This is a genomic window from Enterobacter cloacae complex sp. XAL002 (assembly GCF_049236805.1).
GTDB classification, from domain to species: Bacteria; Pseudomonadota; Gammaproteobacteria; order Enterobacterales; family Enterobacteriaceae; genus Enterobacter; species Enterobacter intestinihominis.
Map to the genome: position 1 here is coordinate 11,929 of NZ_JBMKJN010000020.1, position 16,548 is coordinate 28,476.

Sequence of the window (16,548 nt, forward strand, 5' to 3'; positions counted from 1 at the left end):
CTCAGTGACAGTCGCCCGCAGGGCTGCTACAGCAGGTCGTTGGGGTTTTGCGCGTTGCCAGCAGGTTAACGTCAACGCGGCTACGCGCCCGGCGCAGCAGGCCAATCACCATCACGTTAAACAGGATCACCGCGAGGATACAGACCAGGCTGTAGCGCGGATGCTGGCTGTAATTGACGGTTTGATAAAACACGGTCGCCAGCGAGTAGGCAATGTTCAGCCCCCACAGAATGGAGAAGCCCATCCAGCCGCGGCTGGACTCACGGGCAATGGCGCCCATGACCGAGATGCACGGAATATAGAGCAGGACGAAGATCAGGTAGCTGTAGGCCGCCGACGCGCTGCCAAATTTCTGGCCCATCACGCCCATTGCTCCGGTCGCCATTACGCCGTCGCCTTTGCTGGCTTCAATCGGGTTCGCCAGCACGCTCAGGCTGAAGGTGTCTTTCAGGCTCTGCCAGGTCTCTTCTACTGCACCCAGAAGTTCGTCACCGAGGCTGAACTCTGCCGGGTTGAACTCCTCTTCCTGGATGTTTTCCGCGGTGTAGAGCGTGTTCAGGGTGCCGACAACCACCTCTTTTGCCATCGCGCCGGTGAACAGGCCCACGGTTGCCTGCCAGTTGTCTTCCTGTACGCCAATCGGTTTGAAGATCGGCGTAATGATCCGGCTGACGGAGGCAAGGGCAGAGTCATTAATGTTGTCCGCTGCCTGGCCGCTCAGGGTGAAGCTGTTCAGGGCGCTCAGGAAAATGCTGACCACTACAATCACCTTACCGGCGCGCAGAACAAAGCCCTTCAGGCGCTGCCATGTTTGAATAATCAGGCTTTTCAGATGCGGAACGTGATAAACCGGCAGTTCCATCACGAACGGCGACGCTTCGCCACGCATGATGGTGTGCTTCAGCATCAGGCCGGTGAGAATAGCCATCACGATACCCAGCACATACAGGGAGAAGACGGCCAGCGCACCTTCCTGACCAAAGAACGCCGCGGCAAAGACCGCGAAGATCGCCAGACGTGCGCCGCAGGACATGAACGGCGCCATCATGATGGTCATCAGGCGTTCGCGCGGTGCGTCCAGCGTACGCGCGCCCATGACTGACGGCACGTTACAGCCAAAACCGACAATCAGCGGCACGAAGGATTTCCCCGGCAGCCCCAGCGCCTGCATCAGGCGGTCCATCACGAAGGCGGCGCGTGCCATGTAACCGGAATCTTCAAGGAAGGAGAGGAACAGGTACATCATGCCGATCTGCGGTACCAGCGGCAGGACGGTGTTGATCCCGCCGCCGATCCCCTGCGCAAGGAAGATGGTCAACCATTCCGGGAAGTGGAGGGTGTAGCCCAGCCACTGAATACCGTGCACGAAGATAGCGACAGAGCCGCCATCAAAGATGGGTTGTAATGCACCGCCGATGTTTATAGCGAGCAGGAACATTACGTACATCACCAGTAAAAAGATTGGCAAACCGAGGAAGCGGTTGAGCACAATCTTATCCACGGCGGCGGTGAAGCGGCTGGGTTCAGCGGTTAATGCATTGCTGACCACGTCACAGATAGCGGCGATGGCCTGATAGCGCGCATCCGCAATATGCAGGGCCGGGTCATCCAGCTCGTCGCTCAGGCGAGCCTGTGCAACGCTCAGTTTATCCGCCGCATCGCCTGCGTAGGCGCGGCTGTAGATATCGCCTTCCAGCATTTGCAGGCCAAGCCACAGGCGCTGTCTGGCGGGCATGGCGTTGTCCATCTCCTGCGCCAGCTGCCCGGCCTCGCGCAGCAGCGGCTGGGCGTAGTGCACCAGTTCGACGTCGGCATTGCCCGTGTGGCGGTCAATTGCCAGCTTCAGGGCGTCAATGCCGCGCGCGCGGGTAGAAACCAGCGGAACCACCGGGCAGCCCAGACGGGCGGAGAGGGCGTCGACGTCGATGCGCAGCTTTTGCTTCTCGGCGATGTCGAGCATGTTAAGCGCTACGATGCAGGGGATCCCCAGCTCCAGCAGCTGTAGCGTGAGGTACAGATTTCGTTCGAGATTGGAGGCATCCACCACATTGATGAGCAGATCCGCGTCGCCGCTCAGAATATAGTGGCAGGCAATTTGCTCATCGAGAGAGGTCTGAGATGAAATTGTGGTGAGTGAATAGGTCCCCGGTAAATCAACCAGCGTGACCTGATTATCTGTCGTGGTGAACTGGCCTTCTTTGCGTTCAACCGTTACGCCTGCCCAATTTCCCACACGCTGGCGTGCGCCGGTTAACTGATTAAATAAGGTTGTCTTGCCGGAATTAGGATTGCCAATTAAGCCAATAGTTAATTTTTTCATTGTTTTAGACTCACTGAAACCGCTGGCTTGTTAACGGGATAAAGATTCAACTTCAATTAATGCGAGGTCTTTTTTACGCAGAACCAGATTAACGCGTCGGGTTTCGATATGAACAGGATCGCCCAACGGCGCCACGCGCACCACCTGGAATGATGAGCCGGGTAGCATGCCCAGTGACAGTAGCTTCTGCCGATAGGCCGGGCTTATCTCAGGGGTAAAACCGATAATTTTCCACGCACTTTCTGGAGTGAATTGCATAGCGCCTGATTCCACGAGAGGTTAAATAATCAACACTGCGATGATAATGAGAATAGTTTTTATCAGCAATAATAAAAATGTGACGGGATGTTGTTAATCGTATTAATTTGCGGTCTGCTTGACCTTGCTCAATATTTGCGGGAATACCCGGGAAGGAATAAAAAGCGTATTTGTTAATGGAGTGATAAATAGCGGTTTAAATATGGATATGCAATCGGTTTCATATTTTACGATATAATTTTTCCCCTCACCCCGGCCCTCTCCCCAAAAGGGCGAGGGTGTTCAAGTTCCCTTTCCCCTTTGGGGAGAGGGTTAGGGTGAGGGGCATTTACAGGATTAGCGTTTCTTACCCATCGCCGCTGCCAGAGCATCCATCATCGCGCTGTTGCCTGCTGGCTGTGCGTCACGTCCGCGTGGCTTCGCGGCTTTCGCTGCCGGACGCTGCTGTTCACGGCCACCGCCATTACCGCCACGGCGCGCGTTAGTGTCGCCCGGCTGCTCGTCCAGACGCATGGTCAGGGCGATACGCTTGCGCTGAAGATCCACTTCCAGCACTTTCACCTTCACGATGTCGCCCGCTTTGACCACGGTGTGCGGATCTTCAACGAACTTGTCGGCGAGGGAAGAGATATGCACCAGACCGTCCTGATGCACGCCGATATCCACAAACGCGCCAAAGTTGGTGACGTTGGTTACCGCCCCTTCCAGCACCATGCCCGGCAGCAGGTCGTTCATGGTTTCCACGCCGTCAGCAAAGGTCGCGGTTTTAAACTCAGGACGCGGATCGCGGCCCGGTTTTTCCAGCTCTTTGATGATGTCAGTGACCGTCGGCACGCCGAACTGTTCGTCGGTAAAATCCACCGCTTTCAGGTTACGCAGCGCGCTGCTGTCGCCCATCAGGTCTTTCAGCGCCTGCTGGGTGGCGGCCAGGATACGCTCGACAACCGGATAGGCTTCCGGGTGAACGGTAGAGGCATCCAGCGGGTTATCGCCGTGGTTGATGCGCAGGAAGCCCGCGCACTGCTCAAAAGCTTTCGGCCCCAGACGGCTCACCTTCAGCAGCTGCTGGCGGTTCTGGAACTGACCGTTCTCATCACGCCAGGCGACGATATTCTGCGCCATCATACGGGTCAGGCCTGCTACGCGGGTCAGCAGCGGAACGGAAGCGGTGTTCAGGTCCACGCCGACGGCGTTAACGCAGTCTTCCACCACCGCATCCAGCTTGCGCGCCAGTTGCGTCTGGCTCACGTCGTGCTGATACTGGCCCACGCCGATGGATTTCGGGTCAATTTTCACCAGCTCCGCCAGCGGATCCTGCAAACGACGGGCGATAGAGACCGCACCGCGCAGGGAAACGTCCAGTTCCGGGAACTCCTGCGCTGCCAGCTCAGAGGCGGAATAGACAGATGCCCCCGCTTCGCTGACGATCACTTTCTGCGCCGTCACTTTCGGGAACTGCTTCTGCACGTCGAGATAGAAACGTTCGGTTTCGCGGGACGCCGTACCGTTACCGATGGCAACCAGCTCAACGTTGTACTTTTCGCACAGCGCGGCGACCACGACAGCCGCTTTCGCTGCCTGACCGGTGTGCGGGTAAATGGTGTCGGTGGCAACCAGCTTGCCGGTGCCGTCAACCACGGCCACCTTCACGCCGGTGCGCAGACCCGGATCGAGACCCATGGTGGCGCGCAGGCCAGCCGGCGCAGCCATCAGCAGGTCGTGCAGGTTACGGGCGAAGACGTTGATCGCTTCGTCTTCGGCGCGCTCGCGCACGGTGCCCATCAGCTCGGTTTCGAGGTGCATGAGCACCTTGATGCGCCAGGTCCAGCTCACCACGCCTTTGCGCCAGCTGTCCGCCGGGGCGTTGTTCAGGCGCAGACCGAGGTGATCCATAATGATCTGCTCACAGTGGCTCTCTTTAGGCGGCTCGTCAAACTGCGGATCGGCATTCAGGGAGAGTTGCAGCACGCCTTCGTTACGACCGCGGAACATCGCCAGCGCGCGGTGAGACGGCGCGGTAGAAATGGGTTCGTGGTGATCGAAGTAGTCGCGGAATTTCGCGCCTTCGTCCTCTTTGCCGGACACCACGGTGGAGACGATATGGGCGTTCTTCCACAGGTAATCACGCACTTTGGCCAGCAGCGCCGCGTCTTCGGCGAAGCGCTCCATCAGAATGTAGCGAGCGCCGTCCAGCGCGGCTTTGGTGTCCGCTACGCCTTTTTCGGCGTCGATAAATCTGGCGGCTTCGGTTTCCGGATCGTGAGACGGCTCGTTCCACAGCAGGTCGGCCAGCGGCTCAAGGCCGGCTTCGATCGCAATCTGCCCGCGCGTGCGGCGCTTCGGTTTGTACGGCAGATAGAGATCTTCAAGTTCGGTTTTGCTCAGGGTACCGTTAATGGCTTTTTCCAGGTCACTGGTCAGCTTGCCCTGCTCGCCGATAGATTTGAGGATCGCCTGACGTCGGTCTTCCAGCTCGCGCAGATAGCCCAGACGGGTCTCAAGGTTACGCAGCTGCGTGTCATCCAGACCGCCGGTGACTTCCTTACGATAACGTGCAATAAACGGCACGGTGTTCCCTTCATCAAGCAGACGAACGGCAGCTTCTACCTGTTCGGCTCTGGCCTGAATATCACCCGCAATAATGCGGCAGAGCGACTCTTTCATCATGGTCAGTTCATCTTGTGGATCGAAAATCAGGGGGATAGTTATACGGGCTGACACCAAAAAATGCCAGCCGGGGAGGGCGCTCTCGGACTATTTAACATACTCGATTTCGTTGACGTACCAGCTTGCTTCACCCGCGGGCGTCTGGACAACGGCTAAATCGCCCACCTCTTTTTTCAGCAGGGCGCGGGCCATGGGTGAATCGATAGAAATGTAATCCTTACGACCGAAAATTTCATCATAGCCAACGATACGAAAACGCAGGGTGTCGCCGTTGTCGTTTTCAATTTCGACCCACGCGCCGAAAAACACTTTACCTTCCTGCTGCGGGGAGTAATCGACAATTTTGAGATTCTCGAGGCATTTCGTCAGGTAGCGTACCCGGCGATCGATTTCGCGCAGTCGCTTTTTATTGTACTGATAGTCCGCATTCTCGCTGCGGTCGCCCAGACTTGCGGCCCAGGTGACTTTTTTGGTCACTTCTGGACGCTCTTCGCGCCACAGGTAATCCATCTCTTTTTTGAGTTTCTCGTACCCTTCGCGGGTGATCAGAGGCGTTTTCATGGTGCTGCCTTTAATGCCGGTTAACTGTCTTTGCGCACAATACGTAGCGCACAGTGTAACAGACAAGATTAATAATGATTTATGTGATGAAATGAACAGATAAGCTGCTGTTAAATATGCTTTGTAACAATTTCGTCTAGAATTTATACCAGAATTTGCTGGTCGAACCCGTGCACTTTTTTAGAATACGCTGTTCCAGGCTTATCCGAACCTTTGGGAGTACACACAATGCAAGAGAACTACAAAATTCTGGTCGTAGATGACGACATGCGCCTGCGTGCGCTGCTGGAACGTTATCTGACCGAGCAGGGCTTCCAGGTTCGTAGCGTCGCGAACGCGGAACAGATGGATCGTCTGCTGACGCGTGAATCCTTCCACCTGATGGTGTTGGACCTGATGCTGCCTGGCGAAGATGGGCTCTCTATTTGCCGTCGTCTGCGTAGCCAGAGCAACCCGATGCCAATCATCATGGTGACGGCGAAGGGTGAAGAAGTTGACCGTATCGTCGGCCTTGAGATTGGCGCTGATGACTACATTCCTAAGCCGTTTAACCCGCGTGAACTGCTGGCGCGTATTCGCGCCGTGCTGCGTCGTCAGGCGAACGAGCTGCCGGGCGCGCCGTCTCAGGAAGAGGCCGTCATTGCATTCGGTAAGTTCAAGCTGAACCTCGGCACCCGTGAAATGTTCCGTGAAGATGAGCCAATGCCGCTCACCAGCGGCGAGTTTGCGGTACTGAAAGCGCTGGTCAGCCACCCGCGTGAACCGCTTTCACGTGACAAGCTGATGAACCTGGCGCGCGGCCGTGAATACTCCGCAATGGAACGTTCTATCGACGTGCAGATCTCTCGTCTGCGCCGCATGGTGGAAGAAGATCCGGCGCATCCTCGTTATATTCAGACCGTGTGGGGTCTGGGCTACGTGTTTGTCCCGGACGGCTCTAAAGCATGAGGCGAATGCGCTTCTCGCCGCGAAGTTCGTTTGCCCGCACGCTGTTATTGATCGTCACCCTGCTGTTTGTCAGCCTGGTGACGACCTACCTGGTGGTGCTGAACTTTGCGATCCTGCCGAGCCTTCAGCAGTTTAATAAGGTGCTGGCATACGAAGTGCGTATGCTGATGACCGACAAACTGCAACTGGAGGACGGCACGCAGTTGGTTGTTCCCCCGGCATTCCGTCGGGAAATCTACCGTGAGTTGGGCATTTCTCTCTATTCGAACGAAGCGGCGGAAGATGCCGGCCTGCGCTGGGCGCAGCACTATGAATTCCTTAGCCAGCAGATGGCACAGCAGCTTGGCGGCCCGACGGAAGTGCGCGTTGAGGTCAATAAAAGCTCGCCGGTTGTCTGGCTGAAAACCTGGCTGTCACCCAACATCTGGGTGCGTGTTCCGCTCACCGAGATTCATCAGGGCGACTTCTCACCGCTGTTCCGATACACCCTGGCGATCATGCTGCTGGCTATCGGCGGCGCATGGCTGTTTATTCGTATCCAGAACCGACCGCTGGTCGACCTGGAGCATGCGGCATTGCAGGTTGGTAAAGGTATTATCCCACCGCCGCTGCGCGAGTATGGCGCATCGGAAGTGCGCTCGGTAACGCGTGCTTTTAACCACATGGCGGCAGGCGTTAAACAGCTGGCTGACGACCGTACGCTGCTGATGGCGGGGGTTAGCCATGACCTTCGCACCCCGCTGACACGTATCCGCCTGGCAACAGAGATGATGGGCGAGCAGGATGGTTATCTTGCAGAGTCCATCAACAAGGATATCGAAGAGTGTAACGCCATCATCGAGCAGTTTATCGACTACCTGCGTACCGGGCAGGAGATGCCGATGGAGATGGCGGATCTGAACGCGGTTCTGGGCGAAGTTGTTGCCGCCGAAAGCGGCTACGAACGTGAAATTGCGACCGACCTTCAGGCGGGCGAGATTCAGGTACGTATGCACCCGCTCTCCATCAAACGCGCGGTAGCGAATATGGTGGTCAACGCGGCGCGCTACGGCAACGGTTGGATCAAAGTCAGCAGCGGTACGGAACTCAACCGCGCCTGGTTCCAGGTGGAAGACGATGGCCCGGGCATCAAGCCTGAGCAGCGTAAGCACCTGTTCCAGCCGTTTGTGCGCGGCGACAGCGCGCGCAGCACCAGCGGAACCGGCTTAGGCCTGGCGATTGTGCAGCGTATTGTTGATAACCATAACGGACTGCTGGAAATTGGCACCAGCGAACGGGGTGGTTTGAGCATTCGCGCATGGTTACCGGTGCCGGTTTTACGGGGGCAGGTGAAAGAGAGTTAAAAAAGGGTGGGGCCTGATGCCCTCACCCCGGCCCTCTCCCACGGGGAGAGGGAGAAAACATTAAAAAAGGCAACTTTCGTTGCCTTTTTGCTTTTACCTTGGTCCCGCACTCACCAGCGCAGCACCCGCCGGGGTGTCGGTATACTTCTCAAAGTTTTCGATAAACAGTTTCGCCAGCGATTCTGCCTTCTCGCGCCACTGTTCCGGTGAACCGTAGGTGTTACGCGGATCGAGGATACGCGTATCCACGCCAGGCAGCTCTGTTGGGATCGCCAGATTGAACATCGGCAGCGTAAAGGTCTCGGCGTTATCCAATGAACCATCCAGAATCGCGTCGATGATGGCGCGTGTATCTTTGATGGAGATACGTTTGCCCGTCCCGTTCCAGCCGGTGTTCACCAGGTATGCCTGTGCGCCGGATGCCTGCATGCGTTTCACCAGCACTTCCGCATACTGCGTTGGGTGTAGCGACAGGAACGCTGCGCCGAAGCAGGCGGAGAAGGTTGGGGTTGGCTCGGTCACACCGCGCTCGGTACCCGCCAGTTTAGCGGTAAAGCCGGAGAGGAAATGGTACTGAGTCTGGCTGGCGGTCAGGCGGGAAACTGGCGGCAACACGCCGAACGCGTCTGCGGTAAGGAAAATCACCTTCGTGGCGTGGCCCGCCTTCGACACCGGCTTCACGATGTTGTCGATGTGGTAGATCGGGTAAGAGACGCGGGTGTTTTCGGTTTTGGACGCATCGTCGAAGTCGACAGAGCCATCGGCACGCACGGTGACGTTTTCCAGCAGCGCATCGCGGCGAATCGCGTGATAGATATCCGGCTCTGCCTCTTCAGACAGGCGAATGGTTTTCGCGTAGCAGCCGCCTTCAAAGTTAAACACACCGTCGTCGTCCCAGCCGTGCTCGTCGTCGCCAATCAGACGACGTTTTGGATCGGTGGACAGCGTCGTTTTACCGGTGCCGGAAAGGCCGAAGAACACCGCCACGTCACCTTTTTCACCGACGTTCGCCGAGCAGTGCATGGAGGCGATACCGCGCAGCGGCAGCAGGTAGTTCATGACCGAGAACATCCCTTTCTTCATTTCGCCGCCGTACCAGGTACCGCCGATCAGCTGGATACGCTCGGTCAGGTTGAAGGCGATGAAGTTTTCGGAGTTCAGACCCTGCTCTTTCCACTGCGGGTTGGTGCATTTCGCGCCGTTCATCACGATAAAGTCAGGGGTGAAGTTTTGCAGTTCTTCATCGGTCGGACGAATGAACATGTTCTTCACGAAATGCGCCTGCCAGGCCACTTCAGTGATAAACCGAACGGAGAGACGGGTGTCGGCGTTAGCGCCGCAGAAAGCATCGACGATGAACAGACGCTTGCCGGAAAGCTGATGGGTGACGAGCCCTTTCAGATGCTGCCAGGTTTCAGGAGAGAGCGGTTTGTTATCGTTCTTCCCTTTGCCTTTATCGGCCCACCACAGCGTATCGCGGGTGGTATCATCTCGGACAATGTATTTATCTTTCGGCGAACGGCCGGTAAAAATACCGGTATCGACGGCGATAGCACCAAGATTCGTCAACACACCTCGCTCGTATCCTTCCAGTGCCGGATTGAGCTCTTCCTGATACAGCGTATCGTAATCGGGGTTGTAGACCACTTCCTGGACGTCGTGAATACCATAAGCCTTGAGATCTTGCGGGGTTAAACCATTAACACGCATATCACTGCTCCTTAGCCAATATGTACTGCCTGAAATTGTAGGGTTTTTCTGGGGATGTTAACCGCGACGGGGCTCATAGATTTACGTATCTGGTCAAAACCCTTACTAACGGAAAACGCTGCGACTCCAGTCACAGGGCGGGCAGATTATCGCAGGAATCGCTTTTTGGTTGGGGAAAATGTTCTTAAAAGGTTAATCTCTGGTGAATTTATCCAGAAGAATGTGAATGTAATCGCATACATGAAAGAAAATTACGTAAGAGTTACATTGGGAAAACGATTCAGGTCTCTTGGGTCAGCTATTTTCAGAGTTTGAGGTGGGGGCCAGAGTTTTGCCTTGATGAGACAATAGATTTTTCATGAACAAGGGATGAGAAATGGAAAACCGTGAGACGTTATCTCCTTCAACGCGCGTAGCCGTCGTGCTGGCGGGGGCTCTACAGGGCGTAATTTGCTATGTAATTACGTGGTATATCGAGTACGCAAAATTGCCATCGGATACGCTGTGGCTGATGTGTGTAGTACCTGCCACCGTGGTAATGACAACCACGTTGTCTCTTGCCATGACGTCATTCAGAAAGCCATTTTTGTGGCTGTCACTCGGGATGATCGGCGCGGCAGTCGCGGGTATGGGCGGCTGGCTTAAGTGGAGCGTTGCAGGACTCGAAAGCTGGAATCTCAGAGATGAGATGCTCGTTTTCGGCTTTCATCTGCTGCTGATGACGCTGTTCGTGTTGCCATGGATTCAGCGGCGTCTGGATCCCGTCCCGACTACCTCGTTCTACAGCGACTTTTATCAACGAAACTGGCATAACGCGCTGACGCTGCTCATTATTTTTGTTTCGAATGGTCTCTTCTGGCTGGTGCTTTTCCTCTGGGCCGAGCTTTTCGAACTTATCGGCATCGGCTTTTTTGATCGGCTTTTCTTTCATTCTGACGGGTTTATTTCAGTGGCGATTGGCGTGGTTTCAGCCAGTGCGGCCGTGCTCACGCGTATGCAGGTAAGGTTAATCCTTGCCCTGCAAAATCTGCTGACCCTCATAGCCACCGGTCTGCTTCCCCTGATGGCGGCGCTGGCGCTGCTCTTTATTGGCGCGTTGCCTTTTGTCGGCTTTGAATCCATTTCAGCCAGAATATCCGCCGCGGGCTTGCTGACCACCTTAGCGCTGCTGCTGTTATTCCTGGTGACGATAGTGTGGCATCCACAGCGTCAAACGCTGCCTTACTATGCCCCGTTGCGAGGGATGATTCGCCTTGCTGTGGCTATCGTACCCGCGTATCCGGTTCTGGCGGGGTGGGCGCTGTGGCTACGCATTTCGCAATACGGCTGGTCACCCGAGCGTCTGTACGGGGTATTGATAACCATCGTGGCGCTGGTCTGGGCGGTCGGTTTTTGCGCCAGCGTTCTGATTCAGCGCCGTGAACCGCAGAAGATCCATGCGTACGTCATACCGGCGACCGGGCTGCTTTCCCTCATCTTCCTGGCGTTGATCCATACCCCCGTGCTGGATCCGTGGCGAATAAGCGTTGCAAGCCATATGGCCCGCTATCAGGACGGCAGAATAACGGCGGATCAAGTCAGCCTGTATATGCTCAGTAACGCTGGACGAAAGGGGCGGGAGGCAATGCTCACGCTGCAAAACGATCCGCAGTTTATCTCTAACCTAAAACGGCAGCGTGAAATAAATGGTCTTCTCTCCAGGAACGCTGGCGGAGCAGGTAAGATGACCGCCGCGATGCTGGAAAAACAGGTCCAGCTCGCACCGGGAATGGCTCGTCCTGATAAGGCATTGTGGCAAGCCATGCTCAGCAATCAGTATCGCTTTGAGAGCTGCGATAGCGCCCAGAGTAACTGTTTACTCATGCCGCTGGATCTTAACGGCGACGGCAAGCCTGAAGCCGTGCTATTTCAATTTACCGATCGCACGATCGTGGCTTACACACAAACCAACACGGGCTGGAGGATCGCCGGGGACGCGTGGAAAATGCCGGAGGCATTGACCAGAGAAGAACTTGACCGCGCATTAAGGCAGAGGAAAGTGAAATCTGTCGTGAAGCCCTGGGCGGATATTGAGATTTTTGGGGAGCGTGTCGATATGAGCTACGACAGTTACAATAATGCGCGGCGGCGTTAGTGCTCTTTCTTGCCGGGTGGCGCTACGCTTACCCGGCCTACAATTAGCAATCATATCAAAAAATTGCACAATTCATTGTAGGCCCGTGCGAGCATAGCGCCGCCGGGCAACAGGCTCAGAGCTTAGTGAACCTGCGGATCCGCCGGAGAGGCGTTATTGCGGATCTCCGCGATATCCATCGAATTGAACACGTAGTGCGTACCACAGTAGTCACAGTGCATATCGATTTCACCGTCTTCCGCCATGATGCTGTCGATCTCTTCATCCGGCAGCGTTTTCAGGGCGCCAGCACAACGCTCGCGGGAGCAGGTGCACTTAAATTCCACCGCCTGCGGATCGTAAACCGTCACTTCTTCTTCGTGGTAGAGACGCCACAGCACGTCGGTCGCCGACAGGGTGAACAGCTCTTCCGCTTTGATGGTTTCCGTCAGCGTTGCCAGATGTTCGAAATCATTGGTCTGCGCATCCTGCGCAGGCAGAACCTGAAGCAGCATACCGCCGGCAGCAGGCTGACCATCCACTTCACCGGTGCGGATGAACAGACGGGTTGGCAGCTGTTCGGAACGCATGAAGTAATCTTCCAGGCAGGCGGCAAGCGTATCGCCTTCCAGACCGACAACGCCCTGATAGCGCTCACCTTCTTCAGGCGAGATCGTGATAACCAGGTAGCCATTTCCGACCAGCGTTTTCAGATCCGCATTTTCAGGGATATCGCCCTGAACGCGCGCCACGCCGCGCATCTGCTGCTGGTTATTGCCGTTGATCACCGCCAGCGACATTGGGCCATCGCCCTGCAACTGGACGGTAATATCGCCAGCGAACTTCAGCGTGGCGGTCAGCAGGCTGGTGGCAACCAGCAGTTCGCCCAACAGGGTTTTTACCGGCAGCGGGTAGTTGTGGTTTTCCAGAATCTGTTTCCAGGTTTCGGATACGGTGACCAGCTCGCCGCGCACGGCGAATTGTTCAAACAGATAGCGGTGTAATTGGTCGTGTTGGGCCATTTTCATCTCTCATGCAGGTGAGGGTTACTCGCTCTCACCGTGTTTAAATTTCATCAGATCGCGGCGCTCTTTTTTATCCGGACGCCGGTCCGGGTGAGGCATCGTCAGCGCGTTCATTTTGCGCGCCAGCGCGGTTTTCTCGCGCTTCTCTATGCTTTCGGCCGTCTCTTCATACAGCAAAACGGCTTCGGTTGCTGGCCGCCGCTGTTCGGTAATGGCTTTCACCACCACCGTTTTCTCATCGTTGCCCTGGCGAAGCGTTAACGTGGCATTCAGTTCAACCAGCTTGCTCGGTTTGCTGCGCTGACCGTTGTAATGCACCTTTCCGCCGTCAACCATTTCACGGGCAAGGGCGCGCGTTTTGTAAAAACGGGCGGCCCACAGCCATTTATCCAGTCTTACCCCATCAGAGGGTTTTTCTTTCATGGCGTCTCCTTCACGGTGAGTGAGGGGATCATCCGGCGATAGTCGTTCAGCCCCGGATGTCGCAGATAGCTTTTTTCAGCCAGGCCGGAATCAGGATTGGTCACGCCCAGACAATAGCGAATGCCAAATGCGGCCGCAGAATCCAGAATCGGCTCGCTGTCGTCAATGAACAGCGTGCGTTCCGGCTGTAAACCGGTCTCTTCCACCACGGCATGCCACAACCGCTGATCCTCTTTCGGATAACCAAATGTGTGGGTGGAAAGCAATAAATCAAGGTGCGAAGCAAGACCGGTATGTTCCAGCTTCACGGCCAGGTTATGGGGATGCGCATTTGTCAGCAAAATACGGCGCTTACCGCAGGCTTTCAGCGCGTCCAGGAACGGGACCGTATCTTCGCGCAGAACGGCGCGTGCGCCCTGGGCGGTGGTCATGGCGCAAATATCCAGACCGAGTCGCTCGCTCCAGTAGTCAAGACAGTACCAGTTTAGCGTATGCTGCACCGCGCTATATTGCGAACGAATGAATTCCTGCGCTTCCGCCGGGGAGATCCCCTGCTGTTCACCGTACGTTTCCGGAACCAGCTTTTGCCAGAAATAGTTATCAAAGGCGAGATCAAGCAGCGTGCCGTCCATATCAAGCAGGACGGTATCGACCGCCTGCCAGTCGATATTAAGATGCATAAGGGGGAACTCCAGCCAGAAGAAACGTGCGCGACAGGGTAGCACAACTTGTCGCGCAGAGACGTTATCCGATCAGGCTCTCAGAAGAGGAGATCAGTTTCGGGTTTAGGCAATTTTCGTAGTAGGCCTGGATTTCTGCCAGTCGCGTGCGGGAGCGCTGATAGCGGCGTACGGCCTGATAACCGTTCCAGATAATACACGCCAGCATCGCAATCAGCAGCAGGGATGTCCCTACATAGCGCCACAGGCCAGCGCTATCCGGCATACGGTGCAGGCCAATATGACGCGTGCCGTTGGCATCGGTAAAGAGGGTGGTGACGATCCCTTCCGCGCTGAATGGCGTCTGCATCAGCATCTGCGCCAGACGCTGGAATTCGCTCCACTGCTCCTGGGCAGGATAGTCATACAGCGAAACCTGCGGATAGGGTTGATCCACCAGGTCGCTGCCTTCATCGCTGGCAATCACAAAACCACCCGGCGCCGGGCTGTTAAGCGCCTGGGCGGCACGGGTGGTTTCACGCATCACGAAGGGGGCGGTAGAGGTCGCCACCAGGTTATCCAGCGACTCGGCGCTGACCGGACGCAGAAGCACATTTACACCATCGAGGCGTCCCGCTTCGGCGCGTTTCACCAGCGCGTCCCAGTCTTTGCTGTTGCCGAGATTGACCAGCGCGTTCTTCAGCCGGATACAGTCATCCTGAGCTGAGCAGAGATCTTCTGTTTTCAGGACGATTTCGCCAAAGTCATCCAGCAGCACCATGCCGGACTTCTGAATGGCCGAACGCAGGGCAGGGCTGACGCGAGAATCATCATCCGGTTTTGGATGGAGCTGGCGATTAATCGTCTGGGTGAGCGCGGTGGCCTTATTGACCACATCCGATTCCGGAAGCGGCAGCGGAGAGGCGTCATTCCAGATGATCTGAGAGCAGTCGAACGGCGCGAACGGCGAGTTCTGGCGCGTGTTCCAGGCGCCCGGTGAGTGGATATTACACATCCCGGTGCCTTTCAGCCGCAACGTATCCCCCACGCGTACACCCGCTTCTTCGAGCTGCTGTACGCTGGTGGCTTCCACGGTTTGCGCCCCTTTGATCCATGACAGGGTAAATTTAATCGGCATATCCAGCGGCACGAAAAGCAGCAGCATGAGGAAGATTAACGCGGCGCCACCGGCAATCACCGCGCTGCGAAGCCAGTGCTGAAGCGGGAAGTTTTTTACTTCGTCGTGCAGGGATAAGTAACGTCCCTGGCGTACAACGTGGCGGTCGAGATAGATATCAATATCCGTTTTGTGGCCCAGGTCCTGCGCAATCCACGGCTGCCAGTGGCGCGGATAGATAAGATCGATGATCCCGAGCGAGATATTGTTGATATGTTCCTGATCGTTCTCGCCGAACAGTCCCCAGCGTTTTGGGGTTCCGCGCAGGCAGTGAATTTCGCGTAATGACGTTTTTGCCGGCGGGGCAAATATGCCCCACAGCCCGGCGGCCAGAAGCAGTACTGCGCCGCCCGCGAGCCACGGAACAAACACGTCCGGCGTCAGCAGGCAGATGAAAAAGAGCAGGAACGAGACGACAATCAGCACCGCTTCGCGAATGCCATCCGGGCGGCTCAGGACGTACTCTTCATGCGTTTCCTGGCGGATGTTGAGCAGTTCAATCTGCTCTGTCTCTTCACCACGAATAGAGGCCTGCGTTCCGCTCGCGCGTTCCAGCGCAAAGCGTGGCGCTTCCTGAACATATTCGCTCAGAGTATGACCATTAAGGGAGATAACCAGCGGCAGCGTATCGGTATGGATGAGCTCGACGCTGTTTTCGTCGTTGATATACTGCTCCCAGAAGGGAGGCAGGTGCACTTCAACAGAGTCGAGATAGTAACGCCATTTGTTGGGATCGTCGGTTGTGATGCCGTAGCGGGTAATAGAGCGCGTTACGCACAAAACGGTGTCGCTTTGTGCGTTAAGGTTGAGCGATACGGGGGCGGCGCTGGCGCCGGTAGGGCCAGGCGAAAGCCGGGATCGGTTCAGCGTGTCGAGATACTGCTCAACGGTGCTGCGTTCCTCTGGCGAAAGCTTGCGCGTGTTTGCCCCGGCAAACGCGTTCAAAAAGGGCAGCCGATAACGGCGATGTACGCGGCGCCTGAATACCCACACTGCAATCGACGCGCAGGCCAGCACAGCAGCGAGAAAAATCAAAATGGTGCTCATGCTTTCCCCATCTTACTTATCTTCTTACAGGTGTTGTCAGTCGCACCTTTTGTACAATGAATGAGATTCTGTGGTCGGCTATCGGCAAGTATGGAGTCTAACTTGAGCATGTTGACGCGCATCCCAGTGACCGGTAATGATAACAAAGCCTGTTCCGGCGCGATATCAGCAAATTCCTGGAAACTTTTCAACCTCTTGACATTTGTTTTGAAATGAGAATTGCCTACAGTTACGTTGCATAAATGTAAATAAAGAGCAATTGACATTGCCGAAACCGTGCGGCGTATCGCACAATAA

Annotated in this window: 12 protein-coding genes; 3 read left to right on the forward strand and 9 right to left on the reverse strand. The window is 56.0% G+C overall.

The features are described 5' to 3' along the window. Nucleotide 1 precedes the first annotated feature (1 nt). From feoB to greB, 4 genes are all read right to left on the reverse strand, one after another. On the reverse strand, nt 2-2,320 hold the full coding sequence (feoB, locus tag ACOT0L_RS17635; RefSeq protein ID WP_063151001.1) for a Fe(2+) transporter permease subunit FeoB: 2,319 nt from the start codon (nt 2,318-2,320) through the stop codon (nt 2-4). A gap of 30 nt (nt 2,321-2,350) precedes the next feature. Then, nucleotides 2,351-2,578: a ferrous iron transporter A gene (feoA, locus tag ACOT0L_RS17640; protein WP_126503850.1), complete on the reverse strand. Its 228-nt coding sequence runs from the start codon at nt 2,576-2,578 to the stop codon at nt 2,351-2,353. Nucleotides 2,579-2,914: 336 nt separating this feature from the next. Continuing rightward, a complete protein-coding gene (locus tag ACOT0L_RS17645; RefSeq protein ID WP_046620723.1) occupies nt 2,915-5,245 on the reverse strand; it encodes a Tex family protein in 2,331 nt (776 codons plus the stop codon). A gap of 87 nt (nt 5,246-5,332) precedes the next feature. Beyond that, nucleotides 5,333-5,806, reverse strand: coding sequence for a transcription elongation factor GreB (gene greB, locus ACOT0L_RS17650; RefSeq protein ID WP_022649631.1), 474 nt, complete (start codon nt 5,804-5,806; stop codon nt 5,333-5,335). 228 nt (nt 5,807-6,034) lie between these two features. Between greB and ompR the strand changes: the two genes are divergently transcribed. Both ompR and envZ read left to right on the forward strand, forming a co-directional pair. Further along, the gene (gene ompR, locus ACOT0L_RS17655; protein ID WP_001157751.1) at nt 6,035-6,754 is read left to right on the forward strand and encodes a two-component system response regulator OmpR; all 720 of its coding nucleotides are present in this window, start codon (nt 6,035-6,037) and stop codon (nt 6,752-6,754) included. Beyond that, a complete protein-coding gene (gene envZ, locus ACOT0L_RS17660; protein ID WP_003861615.1) occupies nt 6,751-8,097 on the forward strand; it encodes a two-component system sensor histidine kinase EnvZ in 1,347 nt (448 codons plus the stop codon). Before ompR ends, envZ begins: the two co-directional genes overlap by 4 nt. 93 nt (nt 8,098-8,190) lie before the next feature. Here envZ and pckA read toward each other — a convergent pair whose 3' ends face one another. Further along, nucleotides 8,191-9,807, reverse strand: a complete 1,617-nt coding sequence (gene pckA / locus ACOT0L_RS17665; protein WP_046620356.1) for a phosphoenolpyruvate carboxykinase (ATP) — start codon at nt 9,805-9,807, stop codon at nt 8,191-8,193. A gap of 376 nt (nt 9,808-10,183) precedes the next feature. Here pckA and ACOT0L_RS17670 point away from each other — a divergent pair, with 376 nt between their 5' ends. Further along, nucleotides 10,184-11,941 (forward strand): DUF4153 domain-containing protein, encoded by a 1,758-nt coding sequence (locus ACOT0L_RS17670; RefSeq protein ID WP_126503852.1) that lies wholly within the window; start codon nt 10,184-10,186, stop codon nt 11,939-11,941. 122 nt (nt 11,942-12,063) lie between these two features. Here ACOT0L_RS17670 and hslO read toward each other — a convergent pair whose 3' ends face one another. From hslO to ACOT0L_RS17690, 4 genes are all read right to left on the reverse strand, one after another. Beyond that, nucleotides 12,064-12,948 (reverse strand): Hsp33 family molecular chaperone HslO, encoded by an 885-nt coding sequence (hslO, locus tag ACOT0L_RS17675; protein WP_006812239.1) that lies wholly within the window; start codon nt 12,946-12,948, stop codon nt 12,064-12,066. Between the two features lie 18 nt (nt 12,949-12,966). Next, on the reverse strand, nt 12,967-13,368 hold the full coding sequence (hslR, locus tag ACOT0L_RS17680) for a ribosome-associated heat shock protein Hsp15 (RefSeq protein ID WP_003861618.1): 402 nt from the start codon (nt 13,366-13,368) through the stop codon (nt 12,967-12,969). Further along, nucleotides 13,365-14,048: a GMP/IMP nucleotidase gene (yrfG, locus tag ACOT0L_RS17685; protein ID WP_003861619.1), complete on the reverse strand. Its 684-nt coding sequence runs from the start codon at nt 14,046-14,048 to the stop codon at nt 13,365-13,367. The genes hslR and yrfG overlap by 4 nt, the downstream gene beginning before the upstream one ends. A 64-nt stretch (nt 14,049-14,112) precedes the next feature. Continuing rightward, a complete protein-coding gene (locus ACOT0L_RS17690) occupies nt 14,113-16,251 on the reverse strand; it encodes an intracellular growth attenuator family protein (RefSeq protein ID WP_023298780.1) in 2,139 nt (712 codons plus the stop codon). Nucleotides 16,252-16,548 lie beyond the last annotated feature (297 nt).